We start from the raw sequence: 19,005 nt of genomic DNA on the forward strand, positions 1-19,005 counted from the left end.
AATGAAAGAAAATTTTGACACCTTCTTGTCTTAAAATCAATAACGCCTTTCTCACTTTTGAGATAAAAAGGAAGGATGTAAGATTTCATTACTTTTAAACATCCTCCCTCAACTATTTTACTAATTAATTGGCTTGATAACGTTTATAAGCTGCTTTTTCAATTTCAAGATACTTATCTGAACCCATTTGTTTTACTTTTTCAACATACTTGTCCCATTCATTGAAAGGTATTTTTCCTGAAATAAAACCAGCTTCCATTTCATCAATGTATGTTTCGATATCAGTTCCAACTGACTGTTTAAATTCCAACTCTTTTTCCGTGTAATTAAATCCGTTCCAAATTTCTTCCGGAACATACGGTCTTGCTTTTTCTCCAGCTTCTAAAGAGCTTGGCAGCGCCTCAGATCCTTTAAAGTATTTTTGTTGAACATATCCTGGATAACTGCCACCCATCCACGTAACATAAGGTGTTAGTGCTTGGTCAAAAGTCAAGCCATCTGGATTATTTATTATTTCATCGACATATCGCAATTCACCGTTTTTTGTTACCTCATATGTTTTTCCTTTAACACCCATAAATTGAAAAGTTGCTCCTTCTTCACTAAAAAAGTGATCAATCCATCGCATAGTTGCTTCAGGATGTTTATTTTTATTCGTAATGGCAAATGCACCAACATGAACTAATGGTGCTTTAACGTGGCTATAAAGTTGATCGCCGTGAGGTCCTTTTAAAGCTCCCAAACCAAAATAGTCCTTCTGATTGCTAAATACTGTTTCAGGGTTCGGAACAATAGCTGATCCGACAATACCTTTTGATCCTTTCGCATTCAGCTTACTATCATCCATTGTAAATATTTCTGGATCAATTAGTCCTTCGCTGTAAAGTTTGTGTACGTATTCTAGGACTTCTTTAAATTTTGGATCTGTTCGGAAAAAACGTAATTTTCCTGTTTTGGGATCAACATCAACATGTTTATGTGCCAGACCTCTAGTCCCAAAGCCCCAAGCTCCCTTGAGGTGGTCAACAATGGCGCCGGTATCCGTTGCTGCTAAAGGAATTTCGTCATTTTTCCCATTACCGTTCAGATCAGTTTGTTTCACTGCTTTTAAGTATTTATAAAAATCTTCGATCGTCTTTGGCTCTTCCATACCCAACTGATCTAGCCAACTTTTTTTGATCCATAATGGTTTACCAATTAGCATAGGTAAAAAATCAGGATCGTAATAGGATGGAATCGAATAAATATTTCCATCCGGCATGGTTAATCCTTTTTTTATGTCAGGATGCTTTTCCATTACTTTTTTAAAATTCGGTGCGTACTTGTCAATTAAGTCGTTCAGTGGAATAAAAACTCCTTGCTTTCCGTAATTGTAAAGATCAGCAGAAGGGATTCTTGCTGAATAAAAGACATCCGGATAGTCGCCACTTGCCAAAGCTAGATTTCGTTTTTCGGTTAACGTTCCAAAGGGTACTTCTTCAAAGTTAACTTTTATCCCTGTTTTCTCTTCATAGGTTTTAAATACAAGTGTTTCTTCATAATTATCATGATTTTGTTCATATTTTCCCGTAAAAAAGGTTAATTCAATCGGTTTTTTTACGATTGGAAATCCGGATTCATTTACATTTTCCGCGGACTTTGATGCTTTTTCTGAATTTGTTCCCGAAGTTGATGAATTTTGACATGCGGTTGTAAATATAATTAGCTGAACTACGGTCAAAAGGAACAATAAATTCTTCATCATTTTAGTTTTCAAAACCTATTCAACCTCCTCGCCCAATTTGTTTGATGGTGTTTACAGCTTTCTGTCCGTGACTTTTGGCATGAATCGTTTCAATACTGTGCGTGATCTGTCATTTGCGTTTGTATGGCGACTTGTCCGATGCAACCACCTCCATTTTTTTGCGAAAAACAAAAAAGAGACTCCAAATATAATTGTATATATGCATACCATATACATTAAATTTGAGGTCTCTCTGTTTGCACCAGTAACTATTCACTTGATGGTTTCAGTATATAGGATGATTGTTAACTTTGTATAAATCAGATGTAAATTCTCTTTTAAATTTTATTTAAATCGATTTTCCACAATTTGGAGTTGGACGTCGTTACTGCGACAGCGCCGTTGTTCAACGCTTCCTTCGCATGTTCCGGCAATGTCAATAGCCCCCCTGTGATAACAGGCACTCGCGAAACCTTGGTGAATTTGTTTAAAAAATCCGGTGCACGGCATGGCATAATTTCTATAATATCTGAGCGGATTTGGTCCGCGTCCCGCACTAAGTTGTGATAAACTTCCGTATCGATTAAAAAAATCCGCTGGATGACAAATAAACCGCTTGATTTTGCTTTTTTGATAATGCCGTTTCTGGTTGTCACGATCGCCATTGGCTGAACATTCTTTTTAACAAAGTCAATTCCATCGCCATCCATTTCCAGACCGCCTATTTTTTCAACGTGCAAGATGACGGGAAGCCCTTCAGATTGGATGAAATCAACATATCTTTTTACCGTTAAAATAGTTCCCGTCATTAACAAGACGGCGCTTAAATTGTTTTTATTCTCAATCGCCCGCTCAATATATTTCGGCTCTTTAATGGCCGCTACCATTTTATGTTTTTCTAATCTTTCCAACAAAACTTTTCCTGGGTTGATTTTTTCCACAGCCTGATGTCCTTTCTTTTAAAATACCGATCATGTTTTGAACAAAGTACGCTTTCAGGAAGACAGCCTATTTTTCTCGTATTATGCATGCAAAAAAATATTCATCCTGCAAAAATTTGTTATTCGTTAAAACAACTATGTGGAGGAAACGATGTGCCTTTTTGGATGGAGACGGAGGTCTAAAGCTTTTTTATAGAAATATAAAAAACAAATATTAAGCCAGCATGATGCCATCGCTAATTCAATGTAAATTTTGCTTTACAAAGGATTTACATTAAACTTGTTATTGAATTGATGGTGATGCTCATGCCAACTCAGCTTTTTTAGTTGATTGGTATTCCATAAATGAACATTTGTACGGTTTACAAGCTGTAAAATGCGTCTGCAAATCTTTTTATTCCTTCGTTAATATTTTCTTCGGTTTCTCTTGCAAAAGTAAAACGAACAAATCCTTTGCTTGTCCCCATTGTCGATCCCGGAACATAAATAACTCCCCGTTTGATTGACTCTTCCAACAAATGAATCTCGTTAAAGGTTTTATTCATCTTGCACCATAAATGAATGCCTCCTTGCGGGATATAAAACTCAACATCTTCCTTTAAGCAGGACTTAAGACTTGCGACAATCTGGTTTCTTCTTTTTTCGAGTTGTTTGCCCATATAGCGGATATGTGAGTCAAAGTTGTCAGATTCCAAAAAATCGTTCGCAATCCATTGAGTAAAGCTGGCATGACCGAAATCGACTTGTTGTTTGGCATCTGATAATCTTTCGATCACTGGCTTTGGGCCAATAATCCACCCGATTCGCAGCCCGGAAGCAACGATTTTCGATAAAGAACTGATATATAAGACATTTCCGTGTTCATCGGCCGATTTTAACGGATAGGTATCTTTTTCTATAAAGGAAATCAAGCTGTAAGGATCATCTTCAACAATGGGAATCCCATATTCGGATGATATTTCCAATATTTTTTTCCGCCGGTTTTTATGAAGAAAAGTTCCCGTTGGATTTTGAAAAGCAGGATTTAAAAAAATCATCTTAATTCGATGTTTTTTATACAAGAGAAGCAAATCGTCCGGGTTTATACCGTCTTTGCCGACCGGTAAATAAAATAACTTGAGGCCGGCAGATTTAAACACCGGAAGATTGTAGTAATAGGAAGGATCCTCTATCACAATGGAATCTCCCGGTTTCAACAAGCATTGAACGATTAGATATAAAGCTTGCTGGGCGCCGGACGTAATAAGGATGGAGGCCGGATTTGTCTCAATTCCCCGATATCGTTTCACATGCTTGGCAATTGTATTTCTTAATATCTCATTTCCTTGAGGATGGTCATATCCGAGGCTTCCAATAAAAGATCTCGTGGAAATGATCTCTCGCAAGGAGGCCACTGGAAAAAGGTCTTCCGACAATTCTCCGCTTGCCAAATTGATCAGGTTATGTTCCTCCGTCTCTTTCCGTATTCTCTGGATGACAGGCAAATTCGGCAAAAAGGATCCTGCTTCAATATACCGATTCCAGCTTGGCACACGCTTCTTTGTCATTCCCCATATATCTTTGCTAATCATTGTTCCGCTGCCACGTTTTCTTTCAATAAGCCCGTTTGATTCTAATTCAGCGTATGCAGCCGACACTGTGCTCCGATTTATTTGCAGCCTACTGGCCAAAAATCTTTCAGAAGGCAATGGTTTATCAGGAGGAAAAGTACCGTCCGCTATTCCGTTTTCAATGTATTCGGCAAGTTGTTTATATATTGGCTTTTTCGCTTTTCGATCCGGTTTCCAGTCCATACCCTTCACCCTTTTCATTAGTTTGGCGCTTTTTCCTAACGTGTATTAAAGATGAACCAAAAGATAAGAAGATCGGGAATTCGTTGTCATCCGCAACAGATGAAAAATGATCCATCCAAACATTCATTATAATGTTAGAAGAAAAAATAATACCCATCCAATTGAACAGCATTTTCCCCATCCAATTTATAATCACCTATCTTCGAGTTGTTAGTATGATGGAAAAGGAATTTGTTGGAACGACAAACGAGATCTGAAAAAAGTTTAACCACAATTTTTGGTTTTGCAAGTGTTCTCTGCGGGAGCCGAAGGTGCAATACTAACGAGTAATGGGGGGGGATGTAAATAGATTGTACTCCTTCTCGGAGCTTCGCAAAAGAATTTCCACGCCAATTTGCTGCGGCAGTAAAACAAATGAAAAAGGTCTTTAAGTGAACATTATTCTTAAGGCTATTTTATAAACTATATGTTAGATTGCAGTTTTTAAAATTTTTACTCCGGTGAAGAAATGGATGGCTGAAAAAATCATTAATTGGATGGTGTGAAATTTTTGAAATCTTTTATGATGGATTATATACTCCTATTAAACAAGCGCTTGCACCTCTCGATACAAAACCATCCGTAAAAAGATTCCTATCGTAATTTTCAATTTTTGGAGGGAATCCTATGCCGAATACAAAACAAAATGTTAAAGTGGCCGTCATACAAGCTTCATCCATTATTATGGATCGGGAGGCCACGACAAAGAAGGCTGTTGATCTGATTTATAAAGCCGGCGAAAAAGGAGCCGAGATTGTAGTATTTCCTGAAGCTTTTATCCCTGCTTATCCGAGAGGCCTATCCTTCGGTACAACTATTGGGAGTCGTTCTGCTGAAGGCAGGAAAGATTGGTATCGGTATTGGAGCAATTCTGTAACGGTTCCGGGTGAAACGACAGAACAACTGGGTGAAGCGGCGCGCAAAGCAGGTGTATACCTCGTGATAGGGGTAATTGAACGGGATAATGAATTCAGCGGCGGAACTCTCTACTGTTCTGTTTTATTTTTCAACTCTGACGGACAATTGCTGGGGAAACACCGAAAATTAAAACCGACCGCAGCTGAAAGAATTGTTTGGGGTGAAGGGGATGGGAGCACATTGCCGGTTTTTGACACCCCTTATGGAAAAATAGGGGCGCTCATCTGTTGGGAAAATTATATGCCATTAGCAAGGGCTGCGATGTATGCACAAGGAATTCAAATCTATGTTGCTCCTACGGCTGATGCGAGAGAAACTTGGCAGGCCACGATCCGGCACATTGCAATGGAAGGAAGATGCTTTGTTTTGTCTGCCAACCAGTATGTAACAAAAGATATGTACCCAAAAGATTTGGCTTGTTATGAAGAACTTGCTTCTTCCCCAGAAGTGATGAGTGTTGGAGGAAGTGCAATTGTCGGGCCATTGGGAGAATATGTGGCAGAACCTGTTTTTGGCAAGGAAGATATTATCACCGCAGAACTGGATATGAAACAAATCGCCTGCAGCCAATTTGATTTTGACCCTGTTGGGCATTATGCAAGGCCTGATGTTTTTAAATTGCTCGTAAATAAGAAGAAGCAGACAAGTGTTGAATGGTAAAAATGGAACTGATTAAAAGTTAAGACACACATTCCTATTTCTTGACTAGTTTCAGAAAGACAGTAAAAATAATAATAACAATAACGAAATTAAGGAGAATCATCAGATGTATGGTATATTATTGACATTGGGAATCATCATTTGTATTGCGGCTTTTATCTTTACAGTTATTATTGGAAAAGAAGTAGGGAAAAAAATTGAGTCATATGAAGCAGAAGGAAATAGTCCGGAAGCAGAATTGGCCAGATCAAGAGAATATGAAACGAGTTCGATTCGCAATGTTCGCTCGTTAACATGGATTTATGTGGTTTTGTTCATTATCATTCTTGTTGTATGTCTTGCTTTTCTTTTTTAGAATCAGCGATTGGTGTAGAACCGTCTCAGAAATCATCGAAAAATATTTTCCGGGAAATACCGGGGAAGCGACAATTGAACAGAAGGAGATTTTTGGATTTTGAAAATACAAAAAATTGTTTTGTATCATTTAAATTTGTCTTTAAAAACTCCTTTTTCTACAAGTTTTGGCGAAATTCGAGATCGGCAGCTGCTCATTGTGGAAGCAGTAGATGAAAATGGTGTAAGCGGTTTTGGCGAAGGTGCGGCTTTTTCCGTTCCATGGTATACGGAGGAAACCGTGAAAACAAGCAAACATGTAATTGAGGATTTTCTCATTCCGGTTTTGTCAAAGGAACCATTAGGCCATCCTGATGAATTGTCCCGCCGCTTCCGCTTTATTAGAAGAAATTATATGGCAAAAGCGGCTGTGGAAGGAGCGATTTGGGATCTATATGCAAAACAAAAAGGGCTGCCGCTTGCAAATATTCTTGGCGGAATAAAAAAGGAGATTGAAGTCGGTATTAGCATTGGCATTCAAAAGACTATAACAGATTTATTAATTCTTATTGAACGGTGCTTGGATCAAGGATATAAAAGGGTGAAAATAAAAATTAAACCGGGATGGGATATTGAAGTGATAAAAGAAATCCGCCGCCATTTTCCCGATCTGCCTTTAATGGCAGATGCCAACAGCGCTTACACATTAAAAGATATCAATCATTTAAAAAAATTGGATGAGTATTACTTAATGATGATTGAACAGCCGCTTGACCATGATGATATTATTGATCATAGCCGACTGCAAAAAGAATTGACAACACCGATTTGCCTTGATGAAAGCATTTGCTCTTTGCAAGATGCGCAAAAAGCTGTTGAACTTGGAAGCTGTCGAGTCATCAATTTGAAAATTGCGCGTGTCGGCGGACTGACAGAGGCCAAAAAGATTCATGACTATTGTAAGAGGGCAAATGTTCCTCTATGGTGCGGCGGTATGCTTGATTCAGGTGTCGGACGTGCGCATAATATCGCATTGGCAACGCTTGACCAATTTGTAATTCCGGGGGATATATCAGCTTCCTCAAGGTATTGGGAGGAAGATATTATTGAACCGGAAGTGACGGTTTCCGATGGCACCGTCTCCGTACCAGAAGCGCCAGGAATTGGTTTTAAAGTGGATAGAAAAAAATTAAAAAAATATTTAGTGCAATTCAAGGAGTATTCTTTATGAAGGAAAAAAGTAGGGGCTGTCCGATAAGTCCCTAAAAAGAAGAAAGTGGAGAAAAACAACGCGTTTCTCTCCACTTGCTTTTATATTTTTTCGATTTTTATTTGAAAGTAGCTGGCGAATGCTGGCTACTTTCAGAGGGGTTGTCCGAAAAATGGTTTTTTTAGCCCAATCATGAAAAAAGTAAGACCAAAGAATGCTGTTAAATCAACATTCTTTGGTCTTTTATTTGGAAATATGTGACACTAAAATGGGCTTTTCAGACAGTCCCTTTTATCGATTTAACACTAATTTTGGCGCTGCGAGAATTAAAACGCCTGCAACGATCGCACATAAAATAAACGCGCCAAGCATTGTGACACCATTTACGATGAATGAGTATAAAAAGGCAGACATCCCTTCAGGCGCGTATTGTCCAAAAAAGAAGACTCCGCTGATAAAATGCCAAAAATATCGGGCGAAGCTGCCGACAAATACTCCAATCAATATAAAACCAAGAGCGGATTGTTTCTTTCCTTCTTTCAGCCGGTTTTGAATAGCTGTGCTGAAAAAACCGGAAAATCCTATAAACGTAAAAGCAAGAAAATAATCGATGAGTCCTTGGACAGGCGTATAAATTTCTCCGTCTCCTAAGACAATTTGCAAAATTCCCCATAAAAAGCCGGAAATAAATCCTGCTTTTGCTCCAGAACGGAAAGACAAAATAAATAAAGGCACCATTGCAATGGAAATGGATATGGCTGATGATAACTGGATCGACGGAAGAAAATCAAGAATGACGGCAAGTGCTGCAAAAATGGCCGCTTCCACTAATGTTAATAATCGTTTTCTTTCCAATTATATAACCCCCCTAAGTATGATCCATCAACCAATACCGAGGGGGAAGATCAAAAGCGAATCTTACCATTCCGCATTCCCTTCGCTGGCATTAACCAACAGGTTCAAAGGGTCAGAACGAAAAGACGTTCACTCTCAGCAAATGCTCCCCCTGCGGATTTGTTGATAGAAAGAAGTATTTTTTATATATCTATCATACTTGATAATAAAACCATTGTCATTGAAATGGTATAAACAGATTGTTTTGTGATCAGTGGAATGGAAGAAGAAAGCGGCAATCGTTTTATTTATGTTAAAATAAGTAAAAAGAAAAAAAGAAAGGGGTAATTTTTTGTCTTCCAACCACACGGAAGATCGGCTGGAAATTGTCGATGCAATACGCGGTTTTGCTCTTTTTGGCATTCTCCTTGTCAATATGGCGCATTTCAGTTATCCGGATGTATATTTAAACGAAATTGGCGAAAGCAATTTTTTTACAAAGAAGTGGAACGGCGCTGACTTTATGACAAGGTTTTTATTAGATCTATTTGTGCAAACGAAGTTTATTACGATGTTTTCCCTTTTATTCGGATTTGGCGCCGTTGTCATGAGAGAACGGGCATTACGGAAAGGAAAAATGTTTGTTCCGGTCTATATTCGGAGGCTGTTTGTGCTTTTTTTATTTGGTTTGATCCATTCATTTTTCATTTGGGACGGCGATATTTTAACGGATTATGCGCTATTGGGGTTGATCTTGCTATTGTTTCAAAAATCAAGTGGCAAAACTTTGCTGATTTGGGCGGCTTTTTTTTATCTTTTATATACCCTTCACCTTGGCATCCTTGCTGCCGCAGAACAATATGATGTGATGAATGGCGGCATAGATCAGGAATACATCGAACGAATGGAAAAGGAAGCTGAACAATCACTCCAAACATATCAAAAAGGCGGTTTTGCTGATATTTTCCAGAGGAGAATTCATGATCGCTTGTTCTACTTATCAATGTCAGGTTTATGGCCGTTTCATCCGCACATTTACTTGTTGAACATGCTGCCATATTTAAGCATGTTTTTAGTCGGGATGGCTTTTGCAAAACAAAGGCTTTTCCATGACCCGAATAAACATATGCGTTTGTTAAAACTTGTTTGGATTGTTGGGCTATTGGCTGGTCTTCCGATCAGTGCCTTTTCTGTTGCGGCCGATCACGTTTACTTGATTGTCGGTGCGCCATTTCTGATGCTTTTTTATGTGATTTCGTTCATTTTTTTATCTTTTCGGCCATTTTTTAAAAAAATCATTTGTTTTTTGGCGCCAGCTGGACGTATGTCGCTAACGAATTACATCTTGCAATCAATGATTTGCACATTCATTTTTTATAATATAGGGCTAGGTTTATATGGCAAAGTTGGGCCGTTTGCAGGCTTGCTGTTGTCTATTGCCGTTTTTGCTGTCCAAATTATTTTTAGCATTGTCTGGTTTCAACATTTTCGCCAAGGTCCGCTGGAGTGGATATGGAAAACGGCTGCTTATTTAAGCGCTCAACCCTTTCGCTTGCGAAAATAAATATTTGCATCTATTTTTTAACCTTCAATAAAGCATTTTTTGTTTCCGTCATGTTTGAAGGAATCGGGTCTCGGGGTGATGAATATGAAAAAATTTTTATTGACAGTGGTGCTGGCCCTTTTTGGCGGATTTCTATTTGACTGGATAGGGATTTTTTTGCCTTGGATGCTTGGTCCGATGTTTGCGGTCATGGTTGGCAAAAAATTTTTCCGTGATTTAACTTGGCCTTACATTTTAAGGCAATTAGGACTCGTTGTTTTAGGTTTGCAGCTCGGCCATTCGTTCACTAAAGAAGCGACGGCAAACATGTTCTCTCATTTGCCGTTGATGCTTGCCGCAACCATTCTCATTTTAATGTTTTCGATCGCAGCGGCTCTTTTGACTTCTAAAATGGTGCATATTAATCAAAATACTGCTTTGCTCGGAAGTATTCCGGGAGGCATGTCGCAAATGCTGGTTCTAGGCGAAGAACTGAAAAATGTTGACGAAACCATCGTATTGCTCATGCAAACGATTCGAGTCATCATGGTGATCATTATTGTACCTTGGTTTTCGACGCATTTTTTTCATAATGCACCAAGCAAAGCTATGCTTAGCAGTTCATCCTTTTTTTGGATTGATTACAGTTTTCTCAAGTGGGTGTTTTTAAGCCTGCTCACGATTTTATTCATATGGTTGGGAAAAAAGCTTCATCTCCCTATTCCTTTTTTGCTAGGGCCGATATTAGCAGCGGCTGTTATGAACCATCTTGAGCTTGGTTCGCCGGATATAGCGAAATTTTGGATCGACTGCGGGCAGCTTTTGCTGGGGGCGCATTTAGGATATAAGACGGATTTTTCGGAACAAAAAAAGTTGGGAAAACTTATTTGGCTTGTTCTGTTGTTGAATGCAGGATTGATTTTATTTTGCACGGCCGGAGCTTATCTTTTGGAGAGAGAATTTCATTATTCCTTTCTTGATATGTTTTTAAGCGTGGCTCCTGGCGGCATTACGGAAATGGCGGTTACAGCATTAAGCGTTCATGCAGATGTTTCCATTGTGACGAGTTTCCATTTATTTCGAATCTTTTTTATTTTATTTTTGGTGGCTCCTTTGCTAAAGTATATGATAACAAAAACGGGCAACCAACGTGATTTTAAAGCAAAAAAATCAAGATTTAACGAATAAGTTCCCCTTTCTTTTAGAAAAAAGTTATGATGTGACATTTTTTTCATTAAGGGAACGTGATATTCAATAAAGGAGTGTCAAAATCGACATGCTGATGCAAGCGATTTTTATCTTTTTGCTGCAACTTTTGTATGTGCCGGTGCTGACGATCCGGACCATCTTCTTGGTAAAAAATCAAACAAAAGCTGCTGCTGGGATCGGGCTGTTGGAAGCAGCAATATATATTGTCGCTTTAGGGATTGTATTTCAGGATCTTTCGAACGTATACAACATTGCGGCTTATATTTTCGGATTCGGTGCAGGACTTTTGCTTGGAGGAGAACTTGAGAAAAAACTAGCATTTGGATATGTGACGTATCACGTTAATTTAACGGATAAACATTCAGATTTAGTCAAGAAGCTGAGGGATGCCGGATTTGGCGTCACAGTGTTTGAAGGAGAGGGAATGAATTCGAAAAGGTATCGGTTGGATGTGGTTGCGAAGCGGTCACGCGAGGAAGAATTTTTACAATTGGTCAGCGATACCGAACCGAAAGCATTTTTAAGCTCATATGAAATACGTTCTTTTAAAGGCGGGTACTTGACAAAAGCCATGAAAAGGCGGTCAAAAGCGTGAAATAGTCAAAATCACGGAAAGGAGAAGATGTTATGGACATGTTTTTCCTGATTGCAGAGGATCGGATCAAAAAAGCATACGAAGATGGACAATTTAAAGATCTTCCGGGGATGGGGAAGGAGATGAAGCTTGATGATCTTTCTCATATTCCCGAAGAACTGCGCATGGCATACCGACTGCTGAAAAACGCTGGTATGATGGATGAAGAGACGGAACTAAAAAAAGAACTGATGACCATTCAAGATTTATTAAAATACTGCCATGATGAAAAAGAAAGGGAAGCATTGCATCGAAAACTTACTGAAAAACAATTAAAATTGGAGCGTTTGGCCAATAAGCGAAATTTGTTTAACTCCCCGGCCTCCGCTTTTTATAAACAAAAAGTTTATGAAAAGCTTCATTCTTCGGATTTCCAATCAGGCAGATAGTCGAAAAATGTAAAAAAAACAGAATGATGCCGTAGTCATCACCATTCTGTTTTCAGCTTGTGCGTTTTTTTAATGTCTCACGATGAAAGACAACATATAAGACAAGATTGAAAATCCCTAAAAATACAATCATGACGGAAAGCGGAACCTCTTGCATAAAACCGGCCATTATCCCAGTAAACATGCAGAAAAGAGCTACAATTAAATAAAAATATTTCATAATGGAAGCGACCATTTTTACCCCCCCCTGCCTTTTTGAAAACGCTGTCTCTTTTTTATTATTATACGTGATTTGTCACAAAAATGAAACAAAAAATTCACAAAATGTTTAAAAATGCAGGATCCTTATTTTCGAAATTTTATCAAAAGGCTTCCTTGGAAGAATGCAAGGAAGCCTTAGGAAGGGGGCTATTTCTTTATTTTTTCGGATGATGATATAGTCCCAGCTCGCGTTTTTCTTTCAGAAGCGATTTATACAGTGATGCCATCATGAGAATCATAATAAAGGAGAAGGGAAAGGCGGAAACGATTAAAGCGTTTTGTAGTCCTTGCAAACCTCCTGTATATAACAGGATGGATGCAATCACGGATTGTGCAATCCCCCAAGTCAATTTAACTTTGTTTGGAGGTGTTAAAGAGCCATATGTCGTTTGCATGCCCAAAACGAATGTTGCAGAATCGGCTGAAGTAATAAAAAACGTGCCGACAAGGGCAATAGCTATGATGGATAAAATGATTGAAAAAGGGAATTGATGAAAGACAGCAAACAATATTTCTTCCGTTGCATATTTGCTTAAATCAACACCGCTATGCTGAACATCAATGGCGGTTACTCCAAATACAGAAAACCATAAAAAGCTGACGAAAGCAGGAAGAAGCAACACGCCGATCATAAATTCGCGAATGGTTCTGCCGCGAGAAATTCTTGCAATAAAAATGCCGACGAACGGAGACCAAGACATCCACCATGCCCAGTAGAAAATCGTCCAGTTGTGAATCCATTGGCGATGATCTTCATTAAGCGGCGCAATCCGGAAACTTAACCGAATGAGATTTTGAATATAAGAGCCGATTGTGTCTGTAAACATATTTAAAATAAGCAATGTGGGTCCAATGAATAACATGAGAATCAACAACACGCAGGCCAGCGCCATGTTTATGTTGCTTAAATATTTGATTCCTTTGCTTAATCCGGACCAAGCGCTCATGATAAATAAAAACGTTACGATGAAAATAATGAGCAATTGGACAAAAAAGTTATTCGGCACATCAAATAAATAGGAAATTCCTCCATTTATTTGCACAGCGCCGAATCCTAATGTTGTCGCTACTCCAACAAGTGTTGCAAATACTGCGATAACGTCAACTAAAGTTCCCAATTTTCCATCCGTATATTTACCTAAAAGCGGCGATAGCGCTGAACTTATTAATCCCGGCTTTCCTTTTCGAAATTGGAAATAGGCTAAAGACAATGCCACAAGCGCATAAATCCCCCAGGCATGTATCCCCCAGTGGAAAAAGGTATAAACCATCGCATATTTTGCCGCTTGGCTGGTTTTAGGATCAGAAATCGGCGGATCGATCGCATAGTGCGACAGCGGTTCAGCGGCTCCGTAAAAGACTAATCCAATCCCCATCCCTGCACTAAACAGCATTGCAAACCAAGAGATTGTGCTGTACTCAGGTTTTTCATCCTGTTTTCCGAGACGAATAGCTCCAGCAGGACTAAAAATGAGAAATAGGCAGAAAATAACAAAGAGCGAAACAATGATTAAATAATACCAGCCGAAGTTTGTTGTTAAAAAGCTCTGGACGCTTCCTGTAAGGGATTCTAGACGTTGGGGGGAGAAAACACCGAATGAAACAGCGATTATGACAATTATGAAAGCAAGCCAAAAAACGTTGGAAATTTGTTGTTTCATTACTCTCTCCTTCCTTAGTGAAAATAATAACTGGATTTAAGAAACAATTATTCTTTACCCGTCTTTAAACATTTTCATGTCATTTTCCTTATCTTTTCCATGATGGACAAGTTTCTTGCAAAAGGAATTTGTATTGACAAACTTGTATATACAAGAATAAAATAGGAACTGCACATGTATATACATGTTTGTAGTAATACCGATTTTGAAAACGATTACGGGAGGTTAGGATATGGATTTAAAAAAACAGGTAGAGGCAATTGTTGAGTCGATCGGCGGGAAACAAAATATCAGTAAAGCGACACATTGCGTAACACGCTTGCGTTTAATATTAAAAGATGAAAATTTAGTCAACAAGGAACAGTTGGAAAGCATAGACGTGGTGAAAGGATCATTTTCGGCGAACGGTCAGTTTCAAATTGTGATCGGGCAAGGAACAGTTGAAAAAGTTTATCATGAGTTCCTAGAGCAAACCAACTTAGAAAAGTCCTCAAAACAGGACGTAAAAGATGAAGCGGCAAAAAAATTAAATCCGCTGCAAAAGGCGATCAAAACGCTTGCTGATATTTTCATCCCCATTTTGCCGGCCATTGTAACGGCTGGTTTGTTGATGGGAATTAACAACATTTTAACGGGTCAGGGAATATTCTATAAAGATCAATCCTTTATTGATGTCCACACAGAATGGAAGGATCTTGCCAGCATTATTAATTTAATTGCTAATACGGCTTTTGTATTTTTGCCCGGCTTAATCGGCTGGTCTGCGGTCAATAAGTTTGGAGGCAGTCCGCTGTTGGGAATTGTACTTGGCTTAATGCTTGTTCATCCGGAACTTTTAAATGCTTGGGCCTATGGAGAGGCGCTTCAAAAAGGTTCTATTCCGACATGGAATCTGTTCGGATTAGAAATTGAAAAAGTTGGCTATCAAGGACAAGTTTTGCCGATTTTAGTAGCTTCCTATGTATTAGCTAAGATTGAAATTTTTTTAAAACAGCGCATACCTGATGCGTTTCAAATGCTTGTGGTTGCCCCTGTTGCGTTATTAATTACCGGATTTGTTTCATTTATCGCCATTGGACCAGTGACATTTGCAATTGGCAATGCCCTTACAACCGGAGTCGTGAATTTGTTTGAAACGATCCCGATTCTCGGCGGCTTGATTTATGGAGGGTTATATGCTCCGCTTGTCATCACCGGCATGCACCATACGTTTCTTGCGGTCGACTTGCAATTAATTGGTTCAACCGGCGGAACATTTTTATGGCCGATGCTGGCTTTGTCCAACATTGCCCAAGGTTCGGCTGCTTTGGCAATGATGTTTGTATTGAAAGATGAAAAATTGAAAGGTTTGTCCTTAACTTCAGCGATATCGGCATTTCTAGGAATTACGGAGCCGGCGATGTTTGGAGTGAATTTGCGCTTTCGCTACGCCTTTTTCTCGGCAATAGCGGGCTCAGCCATAGCGGGAATGTTTATTACGATGAATGGCGTGCGGGCAGCTTCAATTGGTGTCGGCGGGTTGCCTGGATTTTTATCGATTTTCTACCAAAACTGGGGAGCATTTTTTATCGGAATGGCGATCGTTTTAGTCGTTCCATTCATTCTGACTTTTGTTTCTGCTAAATTCAAACGTTAATGGTGGTGTAAAAATGAGGCATCCTTGGTGGAAGACATCAGTAGTTTATCAAATTTACCCAAAAAGTTTTTATGATGCGACAGGAGACGGAATAGGGGATTTGAAAGGTGTCATCGAAAAGCTTGATTATATTAAAGAGCTGGGAGCCGATGTCATTTGGCTGACTCCGATTTACCAATCGCCTGAGCGTGACAATGGCTACGATATCAGCGATTACTACCGTATTAATGAAAAATACGGAACAATGGAGGATTTCCATCGGCTCGTCGATGAGGCTCATAAACGAAATATAAAAATTATAATGGATATGGTCGTCAACCATACTTCAACCGATCATCCTTGGTTTCAAGAGGCAAGAAGCTCCAAAAGCAGCCAGTACCGCGACTTTTATATTTGGAAAAATGGAAAAGAGGACGGATCCGTACCGACAAACTGGTCTTCCAAATTCGGGGGAAGCGCTTGGGAATATGATGAAAAAAGCGGCCAATATTATCTGCATTTATTTGATGTCACACAGGCTGATCTAAATTGGGAAAATGAAACGCTTCGGAAAAAAATTTATGAAATGATGCATTTTTGGCTGCAAAAAGGAGTGGATGGATTTCGTTTGGATGTGGTGAATCTGCTGTCAAAAGATCAACGCTTTTTAGATGACGAAAGCGGCGATGGACGGAAATATTATACGGACGGTCCAAGAATTCATGAATTTTTGAACGAAATGAACCGAAACGTTTTTTCGCAATATGACATCATGACCGTTGGCGAAATGTCATCCACCTCGATCGACCATTGCATTCGCTATACAAACCCGAATCGCCAGGAATTAAATATGGTCTTTCAATTCCATCATTTAAAGGTAGACTATCCGAATGGAGAAAAATGGGCTGCCGCCGATTTTGATTTTCTCGCTTTAAAACAAATTTTAGCGGAATGGCAGGTAAACATGCACAAAGGCGGCGGATGGAATGCTCTTTTCTGGTGCAATCACGACCAGCCGAGAATAGTATCGCGGTACGGCAACGATGGAAAATACCGGATAGAATCCGCCAAAATGCTGGCAACAACCATTCATTGCATGCAAGGAACTCCCTATATTTATCAAGGGGAGGAAATCGGCATGACGGATCCAAAGTTTGACAGGATTGAAGAGTATCGTGATGTAGAATCGTTAAACATGTATCGCATTATGAAAGAAAAAGGCATGCAAGAAAAGGAAATCATTGAAATTTTAAAAAGAAAATCAAGAGATAATTCACGCACTCCCATGCAGTGGAACGACTCACTCCACGCCGGGTTTACAAAGGGAACCCCGTGGATCAATGCGGCGCCAAATTACAAAGAAATTAATGTTGAGAAAGCGTTAAATGATAGAAATTCCATTTTTTATCATTACCAAAAGCTGATCCAGCTGCGAAAACAATACGATATTTTGACGACAGGCGATTTTCAACTGATTTTGCCGGATCATCCGGATATTTTTGCTTATTTGCGAAATACGGACGATGAAAAATTGCTTGTGATTAACAATTTTTTTGGTAAAGAAACATTCTTTCAGCTACCGAAAGAGGTGGATATAGAAGGATATACAGGGGAAATTCTTCTGGCCAATTATCCTGATCCACCTCGCGATGTACACGAAATGCTTTTGCGTCCATATGAATCGATTGTCTTTCATTTCACTCGCTGACCGGTTATTCATGTTAAAATAATCTTGGTGATTTTATGAGAGAAAACAAATATTTTTCCATTTATCAAGAATGGGCTGAAAAAATTAAGGCCGGCGAGCTGAAACCGGGAGAAATACTTCCGTCTGAAAATGAGATGGCGGAGAAGTATCAAACAAGCAGGGAAACGATTCGAAAAGCGCTGAATTTATTATCGCAAAACGGATTTATTCAAAAAATCAAAGGAAAAGGCTCAATTGTTCTCGATATTAATAAAATGAGCCTTCCTTTTTCAGGCATTATCAGCTTTAAAGAGGTAACCGCCAGTTTAGGAATCGATGTCAAAACAATTGTTTATGAATTTGGTTTGATTAAACCGGATCTATTTTTGCAAAAACAGCTGCAAACTTCGGCAAAAGAGGAAATTTGGAAGGTTGTCCGCGCCCGCAAGTTGAATAATGAGCGGGTGATCTTGGATAAAGATTATTTCATCAAAAAATATGTTCCTCTATTAACGAAGGAAATTTGTGAGCGATCGATCTATGAATATTTAGAAGGAGAATTAAATTTAAAAATAAGTTTTGCCAAAAAAGAAATCTTGGTCGAAGAATGTACGGCGGAAGACAGGAAATATCTTGATTTGAAGGATTTTACACATATTGTTGTCGTCAAAAATTTTGTGTATTTAGAGGATGCGACACTGTTTCAATACACTGAATCGCGGCATCGTCTGGACAAATTCCGTTTTGTAGACTTTGCCCGAAGAGGGTTGTAAACCCGGCTGTACGGACACTCAACCGTACAGTTTTTTTTCAGCTGTTTTTGTAAATTTCCTATTCCTTCTATTGTCTGTTTTTTTATTGGGAAATGATAGGTATGTGTTGGATTGAGAAAAGCGCCCTATCCACAAAAGATCAAAAAGTTCTTGCGTTATGAACAATTTTTTTTGAATACGACTATGTTTTCTTTCTCAAAATTTAGGATGTTGCGATGTTAGGGCTATGAAGACTGTTCTTTGAAGAGGCTGCGAAGTTTTTTCTCGTGCTGAAGATTTTTGCTTGATAAAAAATCAACGGTTTCTTGTGTCTCGGTTAATTCAACCCGCATCGCTTCCAACTTTATTTCCATTCGATCCAAACGTTCTTCCACTCGTGCAAAACCGGCATTCATACGGTCTTCCAATTCAGTCTTGATTTGATCCATGCGGCCTTCCAAGTTGGCTTTCATTTGATCCATGCGGCCTTCCAAGTCGGCTTTCATTTGGTCCATGCGGCTCTCCAGATCGGCTTTCATTTGATCCATGCGGCTTTCCAAGTTTGTTTTCCATTGTTCCAGCTTTTTATTGTTTTTTTCCGAATAAAGCTCCAGCGCCTTTAAAATCTCTTTTAACAAGAATTCATCCTTAGCCATTTTCTATCACTCCTCGTATACTAAGTTTCAAAAAGTTTTTTTATCGAATTTCCAGTCCGATACGCTCCTAGACAATCGCATATCTTGGGTGGTTGCCTTTGTGGGAGGGGCGCGCCCCTCCCACAAAGGGTTGAGCGTACCGGGGTT

17 protein-coding genes and 1 riboswitch are annotated in these 19,005 nt (G+C 39.1%); of the genes, 10 read left to right on the plus strand and 7 right to left on the minus strand.

All coding sequences use genetic code 11. The features are described from left to right. Window positions 1-124: 124 nt before the first annotated feature. From AC0KTX_RS08640 to pdxR, 3 genes are all read right to left on the minus strand, one after another. Entirely contained in the window at window positions 125-1,744 is a 1,620-nt protein-coding gene (locus tag AC0KTX_RS08640) for an extracellular solute-binding protein (protein ID WP_474251834.1), read from the minus strand. 317 nt (window positions 1,745-2,061) lie between these two features. Beyond that, on the minus strand, window positions 2,062-2,664 hold the full coding sequence (locus AC0KTX_RS08645; protein ID WP_474251816.1) for a glycerol-3-phosphate responsive antiterminator: 603 nt from the start codon (window positions 2,662-2,664) through the stop codon (window positions 2,062-2,064). Between the two features lie 362 nt (window positions 2,665-3,026). Beyond that, window positions 3,027-4,457: a MocR-like pyridoxine biosynthesis transcription factor PdxR gene (pdxR, locus tag AC0KTX_RS08650; protein WP_474251817.1), complete on the minus strand. Its 1,431-nt coding sequence runs from the start codon at window positions 4,455-4,457 to the stop codon at window positions 3,027-3,029. 666 nt (window positions 4,458-5,123) lie between these two features. On the opposite strand from pdxR, the gene AC0KTX_RS08655 reads away from it, so the two are divergent. From AC0KTX_RS08655 to menC, 3 genes are all read left to right on the plus strand, one after another. Then, window positions 5,124-6,074 carry a carbon-nitrogen hydrolase family protein gene (locus tag AC0KTX_RS08655; RefSeq protein ID WP_474251818.1) on the plus strand — a complete coding sequence of 317 codons (951 nt, stop codon included), beginning with the start codon at window positions 5,124-5,126 and terminating at the stop codon, window positions 6,072-6,074. 106 nt (window positions 6,075-6,180) lie between these two features. Continuing rightward, the gene (locus AC0KTX_RS08660; protein ID WP_474251819.1) at window positions 6,181-6,429 is read left to right on the plus strand and encodes a hypothetical protein; all 249 of its coding nucleotides are present in this window, start codon (window positions 6,181-6,183) and stop codon (window positions 6,427-6,429) included. Between the two features lie 99 nt (window positions 6,430-6,528). Continuing rightward, a complete protein-coding gene (menC, locus tag AC0KTX_RS08665; protein WP_474251820.1) occupies window positions 6,529-7,638 on the plus strand; it encodes an o-succinylbenzoate synthase in 1,110 nt (369 codons plus the stop codon). 270 nt (window positions 7,639-7,908) lie between these two features. Here menC and thiT read toward each other — a convergent pair whose 3' ends face one another. Further along, window positions 7,909-8,472, minus strand: coding sequence for an energy-coupled thiamine transporter ThiT (thiT, locus tag AC0KTX_RS08670; RefSeq protein WP_474251821.1), 564 nt, complete (start codon window positions 8,470-8,472; stop codon window positions 7,909-7,911). Between the two features lie 59 nt (window positions 8,473-8,531). Next, window positions 8,532-8,634, minus strand: a riboswitch (TPP riboswitch). A gap of 169 nt (window positions 8,635-8,803) precedes the next feature. Between thiT and AC0KTX_RS08675 the strand changes: the two genes are divergently transcribed. The 4 genes from AC0KTX_RS08675 to AC0KTX_RS08690 all read left to right on the plus strand — a co-directional run bounded on the left by AC0KTX_RS08675 (window position 8,804) and on the right by AC0KTX_RS08690 (window position 12,226). After that, the gene (locus AC0KTX_RS08675; protein ID WP_474251822.1) at window positions 8,804-10,015 is read left to right on the plus strand and encodes a DUF418 domain-containing protein; all 1,212 of its coding nucleotides are present in this window, start codon (window positions 8,804-8,806) and stop codon (window positions 10,013-10,015) included. A gap of 84 nt (window positions 10,016-10,099) precedes the next feature. Beyond that, window positions 10,100-11,182 carry an AbrB family transcriptional regulator gene (locus tag AC0KTX_RS08680; RefSeq protein ID WP_474251823.1) on the plus strand — a complete coding sequence of 361 codons (1,083 nt, stop codon included), beginning with the start codon at window positions 10,100-10,102 and terminating at the stop codon, window positions 11,180-11,182. A gap of 91 nt (window positions 11,183-11,273) precedes the next feature. Then, entirely contained in the window at window positions 11,274-11,798 is a 525-nt protein-coding gene (locus AC0KTX_RS08685; RefSeq protein WP_474251835.1) for a DUF2179 domain-containing protein, read from the plus strand. A gap of 32 nt (window positions 11,799-11,830) precedes the next feature. After that, window positions 11,831-12,226, plus strand: coding sequence for a DnaJ family domain-containing protein (locus AC0KTX_RS08690; protein WP_474251824.1), 396 nt, complete (start codon window positions 11,831-11,833; stop codon window positions 12,224-12,226). 52 nt (window positions 12,227-12,278) lie between these two features. Here AC0KTX_RS08690 and AC0KTX_RS08695 read toward each other — a convergent pair whose 3' ends face one another. Next, window positions 12,279-12,461 carry a hypothetical protein gene (locus AC0KTX_RS08695; RefSeq protein WP_474251825.1) on the minus strand — a complete coding sequence of 61 codons (183 nt, stop codon included), beginning with the start codon at window positions 12,459-12,461 and terminating at the stop codon, window positions 12,279-12,281. 181 nt (window positions 12,462-12,642) lie between these two features. After that, on the minus strand, window positions 12,643-14,148 hold the full coding sequence (locus tag AC0KTX_RS08700) for a glycine betaine uptake BCCT transporter (RefSeq protein ID WP_474251826.1): 1,506 nt from the start codon (window positions 14,146-14,148) through the stop codon (window positions 12,643-12,645). Between the two features lie 232 nt (window positions 14,149-14,380). Between AC0KTX_RS08700 and treP the strand changes: the two genes are divergently transcribed. Genes treP through treR form a run of 3 tightly spaced genes read left to right on the plus strand, consistent with a single transcriptional unit; the run spans window position 14,381 to window position 18,223 of the window. Further along, on the plus strand, window positions 14,381-15,784 hold the full coding sequence (gene treP / locus AC0KTX_RS08705; protein WP_474251827.1) for a PTS system trehalose-specific EIIBC component: 1,404 nt from the start codon (window positions 14,381-14,383) through the stop codon (window positions 15,782-15,784). A 13-nt stretch (window positions 15,785-15,797) separates the two neighbouring features. Further along, window positions 15,798-17,471 carry an alpha,alpha-phosphotrehalase gene (treC, locus tag AC0KTX_RS08710; RefSeq protein WP_474251828.1) on the plus strand — a complete coding sequence of 558 codons (1,674 nt, stop codon included), beginning with the start codon at window positions 15,798-15,800 and terminating at the stop codon, window positions 17,469-17,471. 35 nt (window positions 17,472-17,506) lie between these two features. Next, the gene (gene treR, locus AC0KTX_RS08715; RefSeq protein WP_474251829.1) at window positions 17,507-18,223 is read left to right on the plus strand and encodes a trehalose operon repressor; all 717 of its coding nucleotides are present in this window, start codon (window positions 17,507-17,509) and stop codon (window positions 18,221-18,223) included. Window positions 18,224-18,447: 224 nt separating this feature from the next. Here the strand turns inward: treR and AC0KTX_RS08720 are convergent, their stop codons facing one another. Further along, the gene (locus AC0KTX_RS08720; protein WP_474251830.1) at window positions 18,448-18,858 is read right to left on the minus strand and encodes a hypothetical protein; all 411 of its coding nucleotides are present in this window, start codon (window positions 18,856-18,858) and stop codon (window positions 18,448-18,450) included. Window positions 18,859-19,005: the final 147 nt, after the last annotated feature.

This window comes from Aeribacillus sp. JST-2 (genome assembly GCF_056032925.1).